Source organism: Caballeronia grimmiae, assembly GCF_000698555.1.
Taxonomy (GTDB): Bacteria; Pseudomonadota; Gammaproteobacteria; order Burkholderiales; family Burkholderiaceae; genus Caballeronia; species Caballeronia grimmiae.
The window spans coordinates 128,055-147,576 of the sequence record NZ_JFHE01000004.1 but is presented as its reverse complement, the minus strand read 5'-3'; the positions used below and the strand labels follow the sequence as shown (position 1 = coordinate 147,576).

General features: G+C 62.7%; 18 protein-coding genes. 10 read left to right on the top strand and 8 right to left on the bottom strand.

Annotated features, from left to right (window positions below; translation table 11 throughout):
* Nucleotides 1–5 precede the first annotated feature (5 nt).
* From recG to BG57_RS32220, 8 genes are all read left to right on the top strand, one after another.
* On the top strand, nt 6–2,195 hold the full coding sequence (recG, locus tag BG57_RS06680; RefSeq protein ID WP_035961619.1) for an ATP-dependent DNA helicase RecG: 2,190 nt from the start codon (nt 6–8) through the stop codon (nt 2,193–2,195).
* Nucleotides 2,196–2,347: 152 nt separating this feature from the next.
* Entirely contained in the window at nt 2,348–3,307 is a 960-nt protein-coding gene (locus BG57_RS06675; protein ID WP_035961612.1) for a hydrogen peroxide-inducible genes activator, read from the top strand.
* A gap of 234 nt (nt 3,308–3,541) precedes the next feature.
* Complete coding sequence (locus BG57_RS06670) at nt 3,542–3,907, top strand: DUF805 domain-containing protein (RefSeq protein ID WP_035961603.1); 366 nt, start codon at nt 3,542–3,544, stop codon at nt 3,905–3,907.
* A 300-nt stretch (nt 3,908–4,207) separates the two neighbouring features.
* Nucleotides 4,208–5,686 (top strand): catalase, encoded by a 1,479-nt coding sequence (locus BG57_RS06665; protein ID WP_035961597.1) that lies wholly within the window; start codon nt 4,208–4,210, stop codon nt 5,684–5,686.
* A gap of 42 nt (nt 5,687–5,728) precedes the next feature.
* Complete coding sequence (locus tag BG57_RS32935; RefSeq protein WP_160174711.1) at nt 5,729–5,899, top strand: hypothetical protein; 171 nt, start codon at nt 5,729–5,731, stop codon at nt 5,897–5,899.
* Nucleotides 5,900–6,090: 191 nt separating this feature from the next.
* Entirely contained in the window at nt 6,091–6,585 is a 495-nt protein-coding gene (locus BG57_RS06660; RefSeq protein ID WP_035961595.1) for a Dps family protein, read from the top strand.
* A gap of 135 nt (nt 6,586–6,720) precedes the next feature.
* Nucleotides 6,721–7,581: a 4-hydroxybenzoate octaprenyltransferase gene (gene ubiA, locus BG57_RS06655; RefSeq protein ID WP_035961913.1), complete on the top strand. Its 861-nt coding sequence runs from the start codon at nt 6,721–6,723 to the stop codon at nt 7,579–7,581.
* Between the two features lie 379 nt (nt 7,582–7,960).
* A complete protein-coding gene (locus BG57_RS32220) occupies nt 7,961–9,124 on the top strand; it encodes a methyltransferase domain-containing protein (RefSeq protein WP_229753822.1) in 1,164 nt (387 codons plus the stop codon).
* 70 nt (nt 9,125–9,194) lie between these two features.
* On the opposite strand, the gene BG57_RS33650 is transcribed toward BG57_RS32220, so the two are convergent.
* Nucleotides 9,195–9,488 (bottom strand): hypothetical protein, encoded by a 294-nt coding sequence (locus BG57_RS33650; protein WP_229753821.1) that lies wholly within the window; start codon nt 9,486–9,488, stop codon nt 9,195–9,197.
* Nucleotides 9,489–9,509: 21 nt separating this feature from the next.
* Here BG57_RS33650 and BG57_RS06645 point away from each other — a divergent pair, with 21 nt between their 5' ends.
* A complete protein-coding gene (locus BG57_RS06645) occupies nt 9,510–10,061 on the top strand; it encodes an FkbM family methyltransferase (protein WP_229753820.1) in 552 nt (183 codons plus the stop codon).
* A 16-nt stretch (nt 10,062–10,077) separates the two neighbouring features.
* Here the strand turns inward: BG57_RS06645 and proC are convergent, their stop codons facing one another.
* The 6 genes from proC to BG57_RS06615 form a co-directional block, all read right to left on the bottom strand.
* Nucleotides 10,078–10,890, bottom strand: a complete 813-nt coding sequence (gene proC / locus BG57_RS06640; RefSeq protein WP_035961586.1) for a pyrroline-5-carboxylate reductase — start codon at nt 10,888–10,890, stop codon at nt 10,078–10,080.
* Nucleotides 10,891–10,911: 21 nt separating this feature from the next.
* Nucleotides 10,912–11,607 carry a YggS family pyridoxal phosphate-dependent enzyme gene (locus BG57_RS06635; protein WP_035961584.1) on the bottom strand — a complete coding sequence of 232 codons (696 nt, stop codon included), beginning with the start codon at nt 11,605–11,607 and terminating at the stop codon, nt 10,912–10,914.
* A 56-nt stretch (nt 11,608–11,663) separates the two neighbouring features.
* A complete protein-coding gene (glcF, locus tag BG57_RS06630; protein WP_035961579.1) occupies nt 11,664–12,890 on the bottom strand; it encodes a glycolate oxidase subunit GlcF in 1,227 nt (408 codons plus the stop codon).
* A 22-nt stretch (nt 12,891–12,912) separates the two neighbouring features.
* A complete protein-coding gene (gene glcE, locus BG57_RS06625) occupies nt 12,913–14,001 on the bottom strand; it encodes a glycolate oxidase subunit GlcE (protein ID WP_035961572.1) in 1,089 nt (362 codons plus the stop codon).
* 118 nt (nt 14,002–14,119) lie between these two features.
* Complete coding sequence (locus BG57_RS06620) at nt 14,120–15,673, bottom strand: FAD-linked oxidase C-terminal domain-containing protein (RefSeq protein WP_052005654.1); 1,554 nt, start codon at nt 15,671–15,673, stop codon at nt 14,120–14,122.
* A 117-nt stretch (nt 15,674–15,790) separates the two neighbouring features.
* Complete coding sequence (locus BG57_RS06615; protein ID WP_035961570.1) at nt 15,791–17,215, bottom strand: FAD-binding oxidoreductase; 1,425 nt, start codon at nt 17,213–17,215, stop codon at nt 15,791–15,793.
* A gap of 170 nt (nt 17,216–17,385) precedes the next feature.
* Between BG57_RS06615 and BG57_RS06610 the strand changes: the two genes are divergently transcribed.
* Nucleotides 17,386–17,934 (top strand): cob(I)yrinic acid a,c-diamide adenosyltransferase, encoded by a 549-nt coding sequence (locus BG57_RS06610; protein ID WP_035961569.1) that lies wholly within the window; start codon nt 17,386–17,388, stop codon nt 17,932–17,934.
* 18 nt (nt 17,935–17,952) lie between these two features.
* Here BG57_RS06610 and BG57_RS06605 read toward each other — a convergent pair whose 3' ends face one another.
* Nucleotides 17,953–19,425, bottom strand: coding sequence for a hypothetical protein (locus tag BG57_RS06605; RefSeq protein WP_152562535.1), 1,473 nt, complete (start codon nt 19,423–19,425; stop codon nt 17,953–17,955).
* Between the last annotated feature and the right edge of the window lie 97 nt (nt 19,426–19,522).

The window sequence follows — 19,522 nt, the reverse complement described above, 5'->3', positions numbered from 1 at the left end:
ATTCGATGCCCTTATCCGACCGCCGCCTCGCTTCATCGACCGATGTGCTTCCGAATGCGGAAGAAAGCGTCGCGCCGCCCGCGAGGAAGCGGGCCAAGGCTGCGGACAGCGCGGAAAAGAAGCCGAAGCCCGTCGTCAAGACGGCTGACAAGCTCGCGCGGCTCGGGCTCAAGTCGGATATCGATCTCGTCCTGCATCTGCCGATGCGCTACGAGGACGAAACATCGCTGACGCCGATTGCCGAACTCATTCCCGGCGATAACGCGCAGACCGAAGGCATCGTGTTCGACAATGAGATTGCCTACCGTCCGCGTCGCCAGTTGCTCGTCAAAATTCACGATGACGCCGGCGACGAACTCACGCTGCGCTTTCTCAACTTCTACGGCTCGCAGGTCAAGCAGATGGCCATCGGCACGCGGTTGCGGGTGCGCGGCGACGTGCGCGGCGGCTTCTTCGGGCTCGAGATGGTGCATCCGGCCGTGCGTCCCGTCGACGAAGATACGCCGCTGCCGCAGGCGCTGACGCCGGTTTATCCGGCCACGGCGGGCATTTCGCAGGCGTATTTGCGCAAGGCGATCGACAGTGCGCTCGCTCGCGTTTCGCTGCCGGAATTGCTGCCCGAGCCGGTCGCGCGGGCGCATCTCGCGCCGCTCAACGTGCCGGGCCTGCTCAATGCGGTGAAGACGCTGCATCATCCGCGCGCGGATTCCGACGAAACCGCGCTCATCGACGGGACGCATCCGGCGTGGACGCGCATCAAGTTCGAGGAATTGCTCGCGCAGCAGTTGTCGCTCAAGCGCGCGCACGCCGAGCGGCGCACGCGCGCCGCTCCCGCGATGCCGCGCCGCGCCGCCGACGACGCCGGTTCTCTCGTCGTGCGCCTCTTGCGCGCGCTGCCGTTCAGCCTGACGGGCGCGCAGGAGCGTGTGTGCGCCGAAATCGCAGGCGAACTGACGCTCGCGCATCCGATGCAGCGTCTTCTTCAGGGCGATGTCGGCAGCGGCAAGACCATCGTCGCCGCGCTCGCGGCGGCGCAGGCCATCGACGCGGGCTATCAGGCCGCGCTGATGGCGCCGACCGAAATTCTCGCGGAGCAGCACGCACGCAAGCTGCGCGGCTGGCTCGAGCCGCTCGGCGTGTCGGTGGCGTGGCTCGCGGGCAGCCTCAAGGCGAAAGAAAAGCGCGCGGCAAGCGAAGCGGCGGCGCTCGGCACCGCGCAACTCGTGATCGGCACCCACGCGATCATTCAGGATACGGTTGAATTCGCGCGCCTCGGCCTCGTCATCGTGGACGAGCAGCATCGCTTCGGCGTCGCGCAGCGGCTTGCGCTGAGGGCGAAGGCGATCAACGCGGCCGACGGCAGGCACGATTTCCAGCCGCATCAACTGATGATGTCCGCGACGCCGATTCCCCGCACGCTCGCGATGACCTATTACGCCGATCTCGACGTGTCGACCATCGACGAACTGCCGCCGGGCCGCACGCCGATTCTCACCAGGATCGTGTCCGATGGCCGGCGCGACGAGATCATTGGCCGCGTGCGCGAGGCGGCGCTGACCGGGCGGCAGGTCTACTGGGTCTGTCCGCTGATCGAAGAGAGCGAAACGCTGCAACTGCAAACGGCCGTCGAAACTTACGAGACGCTCGTCGCGGCGCTGCCGGAGCTGCGCGTCGGACTGGTGCACGGCCGGCTCGCGCCAGCGGAAAAAGCCGCGGTGATGGACGCCTTCACGCGCAACGACGTGCAGTTGCTCGTCGCGACGACGGTGATCGAAGTGGGCGTCGACGTGCCGAACGCGTCGCTGATGGTGATCGAGCATGCGGAGCGGTTCGGCCTCGCGCAGTTGCATCAGTTGCGTGGGCGGGTCGGGCGCGGCAGCGCGGCGTCGGTGTGCGTGCTGATGTACTCGAATCCGCTGTCGCAGACGGCGCGCGCGCGACTTCAGACGATGCGCGAAACCACCGACGGCTTCGACATCGCCCGGCGCGATCTCGAAATTCGCGGTCCCGGCGAGTTTCTCGGCGCGCGGCAATCGGGCGAGGCGATGCTGCGCTTCGCCAGCCTCGAAAACGACGGCTGGCTGATCGAACCGGCGCGCGAGGCGGCGCAACACTTGCTCGATGCGTTCCCGGACGCCGTCACGCAGCATCTCGCGCGCTGGCTCGGCGCGCGCGAACAGTATTTAAAGGCCTGACGAAGAACTCGCCGCCGCCTTGTCTGTCCCTATTGAATGCAACACCTGACGCACGCGGCGGACGCGCGCGCCGATGCAAGACCAGTTGGCGAACCGGCGTTCGCAGGTGTATAACTTCAACCTATCGAATCCAAGTCTTTCATTGGCCCCCAATGACGCTCACTGAATTGAAGTACATCGTCGCGGTCGCGCGCGAGCGGCACTTCGGCCGCGCCGCCGAGGCGTGCTTCGTCAGCCAGCCGACGCTGTCGGTGGCAATCAAGAAGCTCGAGGACGAGCTCAACGTGCAGATTTTCGAGCGCGGCACGAGCGAGGTCAGCGTCACGCCGATCGGCGAGCAGATCGTCACGCAGGCGCAGCGCGTGCTCGAACAGACGCTCGCCATCAAGGAAATCGCCAAGCAGGGCAAGGACCCGCTGGTCGGTCCGCTGCGGCTGGGCGTCATCTATACGATCGGGCCGTATCTGCTGCCGACGCTCGTCAAGCAGATGATCAAGGCCGTTCCGCAGATGCCGCTGATGCTGCAGGAGAACTACACGCTCAAGCTGATCGAACTGCTGAAGCAGGGCGAAATCGATGTCGCGATCATGGCGCTGCCGTTCCCCGAAACCGGGCTGATGGTGCGCGCGCTGTACGACGAGCCGTTCGTCGTCGCGATGCCGTCGGGGCATGCGTGGGAAAACCGCGGCAAGATCGACGCGGACGATCTCAAGCAGGAAACCATGCTGCTTCTTGGCAGCGGCCATTGCTTCCGCGATCACGTTCTCGGCGTCTGTCCCGAGCTGATGCGTTTCTCGCAAAATGCGGACGGCATTCAGAAGACGTTCGAAGGCTCGTCGCTGGAAACCATTCGCCATATGGTCGCGAGCGGCGTCGGCATTACGGTGCTGCCGCGCATGTCGGTGATGGAAGTGAAGCCGCACGCGCCGGGCATCGACGCTGGCTTGCTCAGTTACGTGCCATTCGACGATCCGGTGCCCGACCGGCGCGTCGTGCTCGCGTGGCGCAAGAGCTTTACGCGGATGCCCGCCATCGACGCAATCAGCGATGCAATCGCGGCGTGTGACCTGCCGGGCGTGAGGAAACTGGATATGCCGGTGGCGGTTAATTGACGAACGGTCGTCGCGCTCATTAGCGAGATTTAACGCGTCTCGCCGTGCCGCATTAGGATTATTTCAGACGCTACGGCCGTGTTTAGCGGACGCTTCCGACGAAAGTGTCCCGGTTTGTCGCTTTTGGTCAAGGAAACGGCTCAAGCCTGTTTTCGTTCTCCTTACGACCCTAGAATCGCCCGTGGTTAGCCGATCCGAATCCGGAGATCGGCGACCTCTTACCACGGAGCTTTCATGAATTTTTCGCAGGCCGTCCGCGCCGTCTTCTCCAAATACGCAACGTTCGACGGCCGTGCTCGCCGCGCCGAGTATTGGTATTTCAGTCTGTTTCTCGGACTGGTGTATGTGGCAATTTCCGTCATCGGCGTTCTCGGCGGGGACTCCATGACGAGTTTCGCGGCCGTCTTGCAAGGCGTGATCGCGCTCGGGACGTTGTTGCCGGCGCTCGCAGTCACGGCTCGCCGTCTGCATGACACCGAGCGGTCGGGCTGGTGGATGTTGCTCTCGCTGGTGCCGATCGTTGGCCTCATCCTGCTGGTCTGGTACTGCACACGCGGCACGCTCGGTACCAATCGCTTTGGTGCTGACCCGGTGGCGTAAGCCATCGAAGCCTTGTGCGGTCAACGCGCAAGGCTTTTCTAGCGCCGCGCTTTCGGCACGCACCAGGAAGCTATCGAATAGATAAAATTAATCGAATATAGCTATTCGATAGTTCCAGTTATGCTTCTCCCATAAGCCAGCCAGGAGAGAAGCGATGACCCCCAACCCGTCCCCAGCCCGCGTGCCGACCACATGGTCCGATTGGCGCGGCGTCGCGCTTCACATCCTCGCCGACTTCGCCCGCACCGCGTGAGCGACGCATCCATCATCCCAAGCGAACATAGATCAAGGAGCATCACGATGACGACCCAACGACTCACGACCGCCGCCGGCGCACCTGTCGGAGACAACCAGAACTCGCAGACCGCCGGTCCGCGCGGCCCGGTGACGCTGCAGGATTTCTGGCTCGTCGAAAAGCTCGCGCATTTCGACCGTGAAGTGATTCCCGAGCGCCGCGTGCACGCGAAAGGCTCCGGCGCATTCGGCACGTTCCGCGTGACGCACGACATCTCGCGCTACACGAAGGCGAAGCTCTTCTCCGCGATCGGCAAGGAAACGCCCATCTTCATGCGATTTTCCACGGTCGCGGGCGAACGCGGAGCCGCCGATGCCGAGCGCGACGTGCGCGGCTTCTCGATCAAGTTCTACACGGAAGAAGGCAACTGGGACGTCGTCGGCAACAACACGCCGGTGTTCTTCATCCGCGATCCGTTGAAGTTTCCTGATTTCATCCACACGCAGAAGCGCGATCCGTACACGAATCTTCGCAGCAACGTAGCGGCGTGGGACTTCTGGTCGCGTCATCCGGAATCGCTGCATCAGGTGACTATCCTGATGAGCGATCGCGGCATTCCGACGAATTATCGGCAGATGCACGGTTTCGGCTCGCACACGTTCTCGTTCCTCAACGCGGACAACGAACGTTCCTACGTGAAGTTCCATTTCAAGTCGCAGCAACCGCTCGAGAATTACACCGATCCGGAAGCCGCCGCCGTGATCGCGAATGACCGCGAAAGCGCGCAGCGCGATCTCGTCGACAACATCGACCGTGGCAACTTCCCACGCTGGAATTTCCGCATCCAGGTGATGACCGAGGCCGAGGCCGCGACCTACCGCATCAACCCGTTCGACATTACGAAGGTGTGGCCGCATGCGGACTTTCCGCTGATCGATGTCGGCGTGATCGAACTGAATCGCAATGCGCAGAACTACTTCGCGGAGGTCGAGCAGGCGGCGTTCACGCCGGCGAACGTGGTGCCGGGCATCGGCTTCTCGCCGGATCGCCTGTTGCAGGGGCGGCTGTTCTCATACGGCGACACGCAGCGCTACCGGCTCGGGATCAACCACCATCAGATTCCGGTGAACGCGTCGCGTGCGCCGATGGCGAATCCGTTTCATCGCGATGGCGCGATGCGCGTCGATGGCAACCTCGGCGGCACGGTGAACTACGAGCCGAACCGCTTTGGCGAGTTCGCGCAGGACGCGAGCGTCAATGAGCCGCCGCTCGCGGCGGGCGATGTGTATCGCTACGACCATCGTGAGGACGGCGACTATTACTCGCAGCCGGGCGCGCTGTTCCGCCTGTTCGACGATGCGCAACGCGAGCGTCTGTTCGGCAACATCGCGCGGCACATTCATGGCGTGCCGAACGGCATCGTCGCACGGCAACTGCAGCACTTCCGCCGCGCCGATCCGGCCTATGCGCAAGGCGTCGCCGATGCGCTCGCGGCACTCGGGCAGCGCGTCGACATCGACGAAAACGACACCGCAGCCGTCTGACGCGAGACGCGCGGCGACTGCGATAGATCAGGGAGAAAGATCATGGCTCAGGCTATCAACATCATCGGACAGGCGGTGAACCGCGTCGAAACGACGAGCCGCCAGGCATCGCGCGGCGTGCGGGTGGCGCTTGCGTTCGGCATCGTCGCGACCGGTTATGGGCTCGTCGTCGCGAGTGCGCTGCATGGCGCGGGTGCGGGCGTCTTTGCATGAGACGCCGGGCGGATGCGGCCGTACGACGCGGTTCGCAGCGCTTGCGTGCCTTGCAGGACAGGAAGGCACAGACGTTTCTAAGATAAACTGTCGAGCGCTCGAAAACGTCGGCCGGCGAAACGATCGGAGTCCGAGATCCGTTCGCCGGCAGGGCTTGCATAACGTTCGTATCACTCTCTTACGGAGTCATCATGGCGAAGAAAAATGGCATTCCAGCACCGGCCGTCAATATCGGCATCAGCGACAAGGACCGCAAGCGCATTGCTGACGGCCTGTCCCGGCTGCTGGCGGACACGTACACGCTGTATCTGAAGACGCACAACTTTCATTGGAACGTCACGGGTCCGATGTTCAACACGCTGCATCTGATGTTCGAGACGCAGTACACGGAACTGGCGACGGCCGTCGATTCCATCGCGGAACGCATTCGCGCGCTGGGCGTGCATGCACCGGGCAGCTATCGTGAGTTTGCGAAGCTGTCGTCGATTCCTGAAGCCGAAGGCGTGCCGGAAGCGGAAGACATGATTCGCCAGCTGGTGGAAGGTCAGGAAGCCGTCGTGCGCACCGCACGCGAAATCTTCCCGGCAACGGAAGCCGCGAACGACGAGCCGACCGCCGACCTGCTCACGCAACGCATGCAAACGCACGAAAAGACTGCGTGGATGCTGCGCTCGATGCTCGCGTAAAGCGGCACTGCGTCGATGCTGACAAAAACCCGTGCGATCCGAAGCACGGGTTTTTGCTTTTTGGGGCGTCCAGCACGCGAAGTCCGCACGCGGGACGGTGGTCTAAAATAGCCCATCGACTTCATGCCGCCCGCCATGCTCGCCCGTCTTCCGCTCTATATGCGCCTCGTGCGCCTCGACAAACCCATCGGCAGCCTGCTGCTGTTGTGGCCGACGCTCAACGCGCTGTGGATCGCGTCGGATGGCCGTCCATCGCTGATGCTGATCGTCATCTTTTCGATAGGCACGCTGCTCATGCGCTCGGCGGGCTGCGCAATCAACGATTACGCCGACCGCGACTTCGACCGCTACGTGAAGCGCACCGCCGAGCGGCCGATCACCTCCGGCAAGATCAAGGCGTGGGAAGCGGTGGCGCTCGCGGCGGCGCTGTCGCTCGTGGCGTTTCTGCTGATCCTGCCGCTCAACACGCTGACGAAGCAGCTTTCGGTTTTCGCGCTCTTCGTCGCAGGGACGTATCCGTTCACGAAGCGCTTCTTCGCGATACCGCAGGCATATCTCGGCATCGCGTTCGGCTTCGGCATCCCGATGGCCTTCGCCGCCGTCCAGGATCAGGTGCCGATGCTCGCGTGGATCATGCTCGCGGCCAACGTCTGCTGGTCCGTCGCCTACGACACCGAATACGCGATGGTCGATCGCGACGACGACATCAAGATCGGCATTCGCACTTCCGCGCTCACCTTCGGCCGATACGACGTGCTCGCCGTGATGCTGTGCTACGCGGCGACGCTCGCGGTGTATGTGTGGATCGGCGTGGCGCTTCATTTCGGCTGGCCGTACTGGCTCGGTTGGGCGGCGGCAGCGGGCTGCGCGGTGTATCACTACGTGCTGATCCGCGGCCGCGACCGCATGGCATGTTTCGCTGCGTTCAAGCACAACAACTGGCTCGGCGGCGCATTGTTCGCGGGAATCGCGCTGCAATACGCGCTCGCGAGCTGATCGTCTTTTCCGGATGAATTCCGCGCTGGTTTCGCTTTGCCGAAGCCGGCGCTCGAATGCGCATAAGGGTTCGAATTGAATCGCCGAACGATACAAATGGTCGCGTAAATCGTCGCGCGCATAGCCATTCTGTTACTGTCGAAAGTCATCGGGTTTATCTGCATTTTCGAATGCATTAACTCTTCCCGATCGTTTCCGATAGCTGTCTCGAGGCATTGCATAGCTCCTGTCGTGTTAATCACAGTAGTGACGACGCCTGTGTGCGACAGCTTGGCACCTCAATACAGGGATAGTAGTCATGGGTTCTCTCGCGCGTTTCAACGTGGCAACGCTGGTTGCTCGACACAAAATCACGCAGTTTGTCGAAACAGGTTACGGCATGGGAAACTCCTGCCGCCATGCGTTGAATAGCGGCATGCGTCACGCGCTTTCCTGCGAGCTTTACGAGGATCTTCATCGAAAGGCGGAGCAGAACGAGCGGCTATATGTCGCGAAGTCTGACAGCGTCGATTTTCTGAAATCCGGTCGCGTGCAAAGCGCAATCGCACAGCAGCGTTGCCTGATTTTTCTCGACGCCCATTTCCCTGGCGCGGACTTTGGCGGTAGCAGCTATAACGACGCAAGCCACTCGCCCTCCACGCGCCTGCCGCTCATCGACGAACTCGCATTGCTTAAGGGCCGCGCGGCCAATGCGCTGATCCTGATCGACGACGTGCGCATCTATCGCCGCGACTTCCAGGTGGCGCACGGCGCGCTGCCCGATTCCGTCGCACACGGCTTTGATCAGGAAGCGCGCTTTCTCGCATTGCTCGGCGAGTTCGAGGCCACGCACTCGCTGCACTGGCTCTCTGACGATACCGGCTATGCGGTTCTCTGGCCGCGCGCATGGGGCGACTACGACCTGAGCGCGTGGCTTCTTCCGGGCGATGTCACGCAGCCGCCCGTGCTTCACCTGAACGTTCCCGGCACGACCTGCGTCTCGCTCAACCGCCGGCTGCAGGACGCGCGCTTCAGCAATCGCTGGCTCGTGGGGATGGGTATCGATATCGGTGGAGGAAACGACAGCATCGCCGTTTATGCGCAGCTATTCCCGCGCATCCAGACCGTCACGGTCTACGACATGCCGCAGGGCGATGCGCAATACCTCGGGAACGTGCCCGACGGCGCCTTCGACTTCCTGTATTCGGGACACTGCCTGGAACACATGGTCGATCCGCGCATCGCGTTGCGGAACTGGCTACGTGTTGTGAAACCGGGCGGACACCTCGTCATTACGGTGCCGGACGAGGACATGTACGAGCAGGGCGTGTGGCCGTCCACGTTCAATTACGATCACAAGCATACCTTCACGATGTTCAAGCGCACGAGCTGGTCGCCGGTCTCGATCAACGTGCTCGACATGCTGCGCGAGTTCGACGGCGAAGTGAACGTGGCGAAAATCGAGCGCCTCGATCACGCGTTTCTGCGGGGCATAGAGCGGTTCGATCAGACACGCACCGCGTTCGCGGAGTGCGGCATCGAATTCGTGGTGCAGAAGTTATAAGGGCAGCAGCGCGGCTTTCGGGCCTCGCAATGACATGACAATCGTCGCGCTCGATCAAAGTTGCATTCGGTCATCTGGACACTACACTGACCAGATGACTTTCCAACTTTTCTGAGCCATGCCATTTCCAGAACGCCCCATTGCTTACGTTCTCGCCGCATCGAATCACGGCACCATGATCGTCAATCGAAATGATGTCGCCGTTAAGGACGGTTTTACGTATGGCGTCGGTCATCAGCTGCTCAATACATCGTGTTTCGATGCCGGCGAGATTGCGTTCGTTCTGCAATTGCTCGAACTGCGCCGTCACCATTTCGGCGATGGCGTTTTCGCGATCGATGGCGGGGCGAATGTCGGAGTTCATTCAATCGAATGGGCGCGGCGAATGTACGGCTGGGGTCGCGTGCTGAGTTTCGAGGCACAGGAAATCGTGTATTACGCGCTGGCCGGTAATCTCGCGATCAACAATTGCATGAATGCGCGTGCGAAACTCGCTGCGCTGGGCGAGCGCGTCGGTGAAATCGAAATTCCGCAGCCCGATTATTACGCGGCCGGAAGTTTTGGCAGTCTCGAACTGCGCGAAATGAAAGACACGCTGAGCATCGGTCAGGACGTGTCTTACGCTTCCGGACGCGGCGTCAAAGTGCCGATGATCAGCATCGATGCCCTGCAACTCGAACGCGTCGATTTTCTCAAGATCGATGTCGAGGGCATGGAGCTGGACGTGCTGAGAGGCGCTGAAGAAACCTTGAAACGATGCGCGCCGGTCATCCTCGTCGAAACGCTGAAAACCGACGCGCAGGACATCCGCAAACTGCTCGCGGACGTGGGTTATGCCGACTTCTACGAGATCGCCCCGAACATGCTCGCGATCAGCGAGCGCGACCCGCTGCGGCAACATATTTCGCAGCGCGATAACGTGCTTTATCTCGGGTGACGCTCGCCGCCGCCGGTTACGCCGCGCCTAATTCGTCTCCCATCTCTTTCGCCCGCGCTTGTGCGGCCAGCGCGCCGCGCACGATCGCATCCTTCACCCCCTGTGCGTCGAAGGAAGCCAGCGCCGCCGCCGTCGTGCCGCCTTTCGACGTCACGCGTTCGCGCAGCACGCTCGCCGGCTCGCCGGATTGCGCCGCAAGCTGCGCCGCGCCGGTGAACGTCGCGACGGCCAGCGCGCGGCCCTGTTCCTCGTCCATGCCGAGCGCGCGTGCCGCTTCCTGCATCGCTTCGATGAAATAGAACACGTAAGCCGGGCCGCTGCCGGAGATGGCGGTGACGGCGTCGAGCTTCGCTTCGTCGTCGAACCACACGGTCGTGCCGACCGCTTCGAGAACTTGCGATGCAAGCGCCTTCGCGGCCTCGCCGACGCCGGGCAGCGCGGCCAGCCCCGTCACGCCCATGCCGATGAGCGCGGGCGTGTTCGGCATCGTGCGCACGATCTGCGTGTGGCCGTTGAGCCAGCGCGAGAGGTCCGTCGCGCGAATCCCCGCCGCGATGCTGATGATGGTCTGCTGCGACAGATGCGGCGCCAGCGCCTCGGCGACGCTCTTGAGCACCTGCGGCTTGACCGCGAGCACGATGGCGTCGTATCCGCCGAGCGTGGCGTCGATGGCCGCGCCCGTCGCGACGCCGAACTCCTTCGCGGTCCGCGCGCGCGCGTCGTCGTTGATGTCGATGGCATAGATGTCCGCCGGCGCGACGCCGCGTTTGACGAGACCGCCGATGAGCGCCGCGGCCATGTTGCCGCCGCCGATGAATGCGATTTTCATAGAAGAAAAAGGAGTGGGTGATCAGTTCGTGTAATCGCGTGCGCCGAAGATCGCGGTGCCGATGCGGACCACCGTCGCGCCTTCGAGCACGGCCGCTTCGAGGTCGGCGGACATGCCCATCGAGAGCGTGTCGAGATCGAGGCCGTCGGCGCGCAGGGCGTCCATCAGTCCGCGCAGGCGGGCGTGGGGCGCGCGCTGGGCGTCGAGCGTATCGGCCGGTTCAGGAATCGCCATCAGTCCGCGCAGCCGCAAGCCGGGCAGGGCGGCGATCGCATGGGCGAGCGCGGCGGCGTCGGCGGGTTCGACGCCGCTCTTCGACGCCTCGCCGCTCACATTCACCTGTACGCAGACATTAAGCGCCGCCGCGCCTTCGGGACGCTGCGCGGACAATCGCTCCGCGATCTTCAGGCGGTCGATCGAATGCACCCAGTCGAACTGTTCCGCGACGAGCTTCGTCTTGTTCGATTGCAGCGGCCCGATGAAATGCCATTCGATCTCGCCGCGCAACTCGGCCAGCGCCGCGATCTTCGTCACGCCTTCCTGTACGTAGTTCTCGCCGAACGCGCGCTGGCCGGCGTCGAAGGCGGCGCGCACGTCGCCGGCGGGAAAGGTCTTGGAAACGGCCAGCAGCCTGACCGACGCGGGATCGCGCGATGCGCTTTGTGCCGCCTGCGCGATGCGTTGCCGGACTTCTGCGAGATGGTGTGCGATGGACATGCGTGAGCGGCTTTCGAAGCAAATCGGACAGTAAGCGGGCAATTATACGAATCCGCCTAGCCGTATAGCAGATGCTCCAAAAGTTGAATCCAGTGCGTGACCGGCGTCGACGTGCCGCTTTGCAGATGCGCGATGCAGCCCACGTTCGCCGACACGATCATCTGCGGTTCCGTCTTCTCCAGCCGATCGAGCTTCTGGTTGCGCAGCGCATAGGAGAGCTTCGGCTGCAGCACCGAATACGTTCCCGCCGATCCGCAGCAAATGTGGTTATCCGCGGGCAGGCGCACTTCGATGCCGAGCGCCGTCAGCAACGCCTCGACGCGCCCGCGAATCTGCTGCCCGTGCTGCAGCGTGCACGGTGGATGGAACGCGACGGTATGCACGCCCCGCCGCCGCGCGATCGATACGAGCTCTTCCTCGTACAGCGGCAGGATTTCGGCGAGATCGCGCGTCAGATCGACTATGCGCCGCGCCTTCTCCGCGTACATCGGATCGTTGCGCATCAGGTGCGCGTACTCCTTTACCGTCGCGCCGCAGCCCGACGCGTTCATCACGATGGCCTCGACGCCGTTTTCGACATACGGCCACCATGCGTCGATGTTGTTGCGCACGTCGCCGAGCGCGTCGTCGTTATAGCCGAGATGCAGGCGGATCGCGCCGCAGCAGCCGGCATCCGGCGCGGTCACGATCTCGATGCCGAGCGCATCGAACACACGCGCCGTCGCGATGTTCACGTTCGGCATCATCGCGGGCTGCACGCATCCGGCGAGCATCAGCATCTTGCGCGCGTGCTTGCGCGTCGGCTGCGCGAGCGGCTTTTGCGCGACCGGTATCTTCGCGCGCAGCGTGCGCGGAAGGATGCCGCGGAACTGCTGCCCGAGCTTCATCGCGGGCGTGAAGAGCGTGCTGTTCGGCAGAAAGCTCGCGAGCAGGCGGCGTTGCAGGCGCTGGCGCATCGGCCGTTCGACTTTCTCCTCGACCACCTTGCGCCCGATTTCGACCAGCTTGCCGTACTGCACGCCCGAAGGACACGTGCTCTCGCAGTTGCGGCACGTCAGGCAGCGGTCCAGATGCGTCTGCGTGCTGCGCGTGACGGGCGCGCCTTCGAACATCTGCTTCATCAGGTAGATGCGCCCGCGCGGTCCGTCGAGTTCGTCGCCGAGCAGTTGATACGTCGGGCAGGTCGCCGTGCAGAAGCCGCAGTGCACGCACTTGCGCAGGATGGCGTCGGCTTCGTCGCCGTCGGCCGTGCCGCGGATGAAATCGGCGAGATTGGTTTGCATCGCTCAGGTCCGCTCGGTTGGCCTAGAAGTCGGGATACAGCCGCCCGCGGTTGAACACGCGCGCCGGATCGAACACCGCCTTCAGTCCGCGATGAATCTTCATCAGCGGCGCAGGCAGCGGCGTGAATACGCCTGCATTACGGTCATAGGCCGAGCCGGCGCGGAAGATCGTCGCGTGGCCGCCCGCCTGCTTCGCGCTGATGCGAACGGTCTGCGGATCGGTGTCCGTGATCCACCAGCGTTGCGCGCCGCCCCATTCCATCAGTTGCGCGCCCGGCAGATGCAGCGGTTCCGCAATCGACGGCAGCGCGAGACGCCACAGCGCCGAGCGCGGCTCGATCACGGCGAAGAACGGGTCGGTCTGCTCGCGCATGGCAATCCAGAAGCGGTCGGCTTCGACGGCATCGACCACTTCGCCGCCGAGCGTGTTGCGCGCGGTCTTGACGGCGGCTTCGGCGCCCGCGAGACGCAGCGCCAGCGTGCCGTCGCGCCACGCGCTGCCGTTGATCGGCAACGGATGGCCGCCCCATTCGTTGAGCTTGCGCACGCCGTCGGTGGCGTGCATGTCGAATTTGAGCGTGGCTTCGGCGACGGGGCGCGGCAACACCTTGATCGACAGTTCGAGAATCAGGCCGAGCGTGCCGAGCGACCCGGCCATCAGCCGCGAGACGTCATAGCCCGCGACGTTCTTGACCACTTGCCCGCCGAAGTGCAGCACTTGCCCGTGTCCGTTCATGACGACCGCGCCCAGCACGAAATCGCGCGGCGCGCCGGTCCAGGCGCGCCGCGGCCCCGCGATGCCCGCCGCGATGCAGCCGCCGAGCGTCGCGTTGCGGCCGAAGTGCGGCGGCTCGAACGGCAGCATCTGGCCGTGCGCCCGCAGCGCGGCTTCGACTTCGGCGAGCGGTGTGCCGCTTTTCGCGGTGATGACGAGTTCCGCCGGATCGTACTCGACGATGCCGCGGTGCACGCGCGTGTCGAGAATCTCACCCTGGAGCGTCTGGCCGTACCAGTCCTTCGTCCCGCCGCCCCGGATGCGCAGCGGCGTACCGGCTTCGGTGGCCCGGGCGATCCGCTCCGACCAGCCGGCGACGATGTCGTCCTGTTCCATGGATGTCCCGCTCTTCGTTTCGACTGCTGTAGTGGCGGTGCCGCCTGTCCGGTCGATTGTACTGGCCGCTTAACGCAGCCATACCCGGACAAACGTGGATAGCGCAGCGCGTCGCCGGTTAGAAGCGCGGCAGTTCGGGATGCGGCAGCAGCCCGCCGCGAATGTGCATCTTTCCGTACTCGGCGCAGCGCGCGCGCGTCGGGATGCCCTTGTCCGGATTGAGCAGCCCCGGCGGATCGAACGCGCGCTTGACCGCGTGAAACGCATCGCGCTCCTCGGGCGAGAACTGCACGCACATCGAATTGATCTTCTCGATGCCCACGCCATGCTCGCCCGTCACGGTCCCGCCCAGCTCGACGCATGCTTCGAGAATGTCCGAGCCGAACGCTTCCGCGCGATGCCACTCGTCCAGGTCGTTGCCGTTGAACAGAATGAGCGGATGCATGTTGCCGTCGCCCGCATGAAACACGTTGATGCAGCGCAGCGCGTATTTCTTCTCCATCTCTTCGATGCGTGCAAGCAGCGGCCCGATGGCGCGGCGCGGCACCGTGCCGTCCATGCAGTAGTAGTCGGGCGAGATGCGGCCGGCGGCGGGGAACGCGTTCTTGCGGCCCGACCAGAACTTGAGACGCTCGGCTTCCGATCGCGAAATCTGGATGCGCGTCGCGCCGTGCTCGCGCAGCACCGCGGTCATGCGCACGATTTCCTCGGTGACTTCGTCGTAGGTGCCGTCGGATTCGCAGAGCAGGATGGCGGCGGCGTCGGTGTCGTAGCCCGCGTTGACGAACTCTTCGACCGCGCGCGTCGCGGGCTTGTCCATCATTTCGAGACCGGCGGGAATGATGCCCGCCGCGATGATCGCCGCGACCGCGTTGCCGCCTTTCACGACGTCGTCGAAGCTCGCCATGATGACTTGCGCGGTCTGCGGCTTCGGAATCAGCTTGACGGTGATTTCGGTGACGATCGCGAACATGCCTTCGCTGCCGATCAGCACGGCCAGCAGATCCAGCCCCGGCGCGTCCGGCCCGAGCGAGCCGAATTCGACGACATCGCCTTCCATCGTCACGGCGCGCACGCGCAGCACGTTATGCACGGTGAGGCCGTACTTCAGGCAATGCACGCCGCCCGAATTTTCGGAGACGTTGCCGCCGATCGTGCACGCGATCTGCGACGACGGGTCCGGCGCGTAATAGAGCCCAAAAGGCGCGGCGGCCTCGGATATCGCGAGATTGCGCACGCCCGGCTGGACCGTGGCGGTGCGCGCGTACGGATCGACCTCGACGATTTTGCGGAACCGCGCCAGCGACAGCACGATGCCATGCCGGATCGGCATCGCGCCGCCCGATAGCCCGGTGCCCGCGCCGCGCGGAACGATCGGCACGGCAAGCCGCGCGCAGATTTGCACGACGCGCTGCACCTGCGCCTCGGTTTCCGGCAGCACGACCGCGAGCGGCAGGCGGCGATAGGCGGCGAGGCCATCGCATTCGTAGACCGAGGTGTCTTCGTCGCGAAAGAGCAGGCAATGCGTCGGCAGCACGGCCATCAGCGCCTGCACGACTTCGCGCTGGCGCTCGGCGAGTTGCTCCGGCGACAGGTCCGGCGCAACCTCGTGCGGCAGGTTCGGCGATACGGCCGGCGTGAGCGGCGGCTTGAGTTCGTCGGGTGCGTTCATGTCTCCTCCCGGCGCCGGTCGTGATGCTGGCGCTTGTTCGATGAATGTCTCTGACGCGGCGACGCCCTATGGTGCGCGCTCGGGGCTTCCGCGTCCATCGGGCGCGCTGCCGAGGCGTTACTGCGTGAAGCTGAAAATCTTGCCCGGATTCATCAAGTTCTTCGGATCGAGCGCCTGCTTGATCGAGCGCATGACCGCGATGCCATCCTCGCCGTGCTCGTCGATCATGAAGCCCATCTTGTGCAGCCCGACGCCGTGCTCACCCGTGCACGTGCCGCCGATTTTCAGCGCACGTTCGACGATGCGCCGGTTCAGCCGCTCCGCCTCTTCCAGTTCTTCGGGCTTCGCGGGATCGAGGAGCATCGCGACGTGGAAGTTGCCGTCGCCGACATGGCCGACGATCGGGCACGGCAGCGACGAGCCGAGCAGATCCTTCTCCGTCTCCACGACGCATTCCGCGAGCCGCGAGATCGGTACGCAGACATCGGTGGTGACGGCGCGGCAGCCGGGCTTCAGTTGCAGCATCGCGAAATAGGCGCTGTGGCGTGCATTCCAGAGGCGGCTGCGGTCTTCGGGACGCGTCGCCCAGTCGAAGTCGGTGCCGCTGTTTTCGGCGGTGATGTCCTGCACAGTCTTCGCCTGTTCCTTGACGCCGGCTTCGGTGCCGTGGAATTCGAAGAACAGCATCGGCGATTCGCGCAGGCTCAGGTTCGAATGGCGATTGATTGCCCGCACGGCGAGCGCATCGACGAATTCGACGCGTGCAATCGGCACGCCCATCTGAATGGTTTCGATGACGGCGCGCACGGCGTCGCCCATCGACGGGAACGCGCAGACGGCGGCGGAGATCGCTTCCGGCTGCGGATAGAGCCGCACGGTGATTTCGGTGATGACGCCGAGCGTGCCTTCGGAGCCGACGAAAAGCCGCGTCAGGTCGTAGCCCGCCGACGATTTGCGTGCGCGCGTGCCGGTCCTGACGACCCGGCCATCGGCGAGCACGACGGTCAGCGCGAGCACGTTTTCGCGCATCGAGCCATAGCGAACTGCGTTCGTGCCGGAGGCGCGCGTCGCGGACATGCCGCCGATGCTGGCGTCCGCGCCGGGATCGATCGGGAAGAAAAGGCCGGTGTCTTTCAGCGCTTCGTTCAGTTGCTTGCGCGAGATGCCCGGTTCGACGGTCGCCGTGAGGTCTTCGGGGTTGATCGAGATGACCTTGTTCATTTCCGACAAGTCGATCGACACGCCGCCTTGCACCGCGAGCAGATGCCCTTCGAGCGACGATCCGTTGCCGTAGGGGATGATCGGCACGTCATATTGGGCGCACAGGCGGACGATGGCCTGGACTTCCTCGGTGCTGCGCGCGAAGACGACGGCGTCGGGCAGTTGCGGATCGAACGGCGATTCGTCGCGGCCGTGGTGTTCGCGCACGGCTTCCGAGGTCGAGACGCGGTCGCCGAAGTGTGCTTCGAGCGATTCGAGGAGCGCGGCGGGGAAGGGGCGGCGCGCGTGCTGGATGGCGGCGTGTTCGGCGGGGTGGTTCACGGGGTGTCTCCGGGCTTTTTGCGGCTTTTGTGCGGTTCTTGGCGGCGATCGCGGACCGTCTGCGCAATGCGGTGACGCGTTATCTCATTTTACGCGCAGGACGGAGCGGAGGAGCGGCGTGCCTATAATGGGACGGCTGGTTTTGACGCTTTGATAATCGAGGAGCAGTGATGGGACACCGCCTGAGCAAGATCGCCACGCGCACGGGCGACGATGGCACCACCGGTCTCGGCGATGGCCGACGCGTGTTGAAAGACGATGCGCGCATTGCGGCGATTGGCGATGTGGACGAGTTGAATTCGTCGTTGGGTGTTCTGTTGTCCGAGCCGTTGCCGACCGATGTTCGCGATGCTTTGACGTCTATTCAAAACGATTTGTTTGATTTAGGCGGGGAATTGTCGATTCCGGGGCATTCGATGATTTCGGATGCGCATCTCGAGCGGCTGGATGGGTGGCTGGCTGAATACAACGGGACATTGCCGCCGCTTAAGGAGTTTATTTTGCCGGGCGGGTCGAGGGCGGCAGCTTTGGCGCATGTTTCTCGCACCATCTGCCGACGGGCGGAAAGGGCGATTGTTGCGTTGGGGCGTGTCGAAGCTGAGGCGGTTAATGAGGCGCCGAGACGGTATGTTAATCGGTTGTCGGATTTGTTGTTTGTGGTGGCTAGGGTGTTGAATCGGGCGGATGGGGGGAAGGATGTGTTGTGGCACCGCATGTAGCACGTCAATTCTCCGCGACTATTCATATGGGTGGTGCTTCGCCAAATATGTGACCTCGGTAAAGGCGCCTCGCCGGCTCATTTCGGGCAGCAATTCAGGAAGTGTCGAAGGGAACAGTTGCTTGTAAGGGCCGCGCGTTACGGCCGACTCCAATGCAAAGTTGGCGACGACGCCGTGGCGAGTGGTGTCCTGTGCCACGAGCTCAAGTTCTTGTGCACTTAGCAAACGATACGGCACGTCGTTTAAAACGCTTGGGAGAATATTCTTTTTTGCGAGGCCTGCGCGGATAAATTGATCAAGGTTTGTCTGGTGAGTCGGGCTCTTGATGCGCCAGTTTTCTAGTGTAACAACGCAGTTGAACATGGGCAGCCCCCGCCATGTAAAGGAAGGGTTAGCACCGCACCGCGCGTCGTAGATATTTTGATAGTTCTGCACGAAGCATTCGGAGAGTTTGATTACGTCAGCTTCCATCGCCGAGCTGTTCCCCTCGGCTTTCGCATTGTGAGTTAGGCGCTTTGTTTTACACTCGATGAAAACGTGCCCCGTTGCATCGCTAACAATCCAGTCTGCTCCATCGCGGGGTAAGCCCTTTGCCACTTCAAAACGCTTCTCTTCTTGGATGCGGAACGTGTCTAAGGGGAGTGCCCCCAACAATACGTCGCCAATGTATGATTGAAACGAGTCGCCGAAACCCTTGTTCAAATCTTCCCGATCTCTCGGTAAGTCGTAATACAGCCCTTCTGTTATTCTCCAGATAAGCAGCTGTTGACTGAATCCGAGCAGCTTCTGTGGCGCATCACGGTGATAAATCAGTGGTTTCCCTCGAAGTGGGTTATACGTGAACGCCCACGTCTTGTCGTAGCATTGCAATTTCAGAATAATCTCGCGTAGACGAGTGCAGTCTTCCGCGATCAGTTGAAAGAATCGCTCGCTCGCTCCTTTTGCTATTCCCGGAGTCAGAGCATAGTTGCCGCTGTCTACGCATGGCGATTTGGCAAGAGAACCAGCTACCGCTAATCCGAGTGCATAAAAATCAGGAATGGATATCTTGATCTCATTTTCGATTATCCGCTTCAACGAGCAGTGATTGACGATCCTTGCGTAGCGTGAAATACGTCCAAACCAATTCTCGTCCTGCCACGGAAGCTGCTGATGAAGGTATGAGGGTATTGCAGCGATGACATCTTCGTGAGAACTCATGCTCGCTGCGGCGAGCTTATCAGTAAATTGTCTTATGTGATTGATGCCGCGCGGAACGATGTCATTATCAAGATTGATTGGCTCTGAGAAATGGTGTTCGGAATGCAACAATACTTCGCGTGCCAATATCTCTAGTTCCCAATCAAGAGGATGGAGATGCGGCTGGTCAAGCCCCGCCCTATGATTTTTACCGTCCAGTTTTCTAAATGCAGCCCATATGGCAATGAAACTTGGACCGAGACGACGAGTTCTCAGAAAATTCCGCAATGGCTTGTACTGTTCGTAGTGCATGAAGTAGCGCGGGGCGGGAAGAAGATTCGGACTGTCCTTGGTGATGGGCTATTCTAACATTAGCAAAATTGGTTTTATTAAGCTAATGAGATGTTCG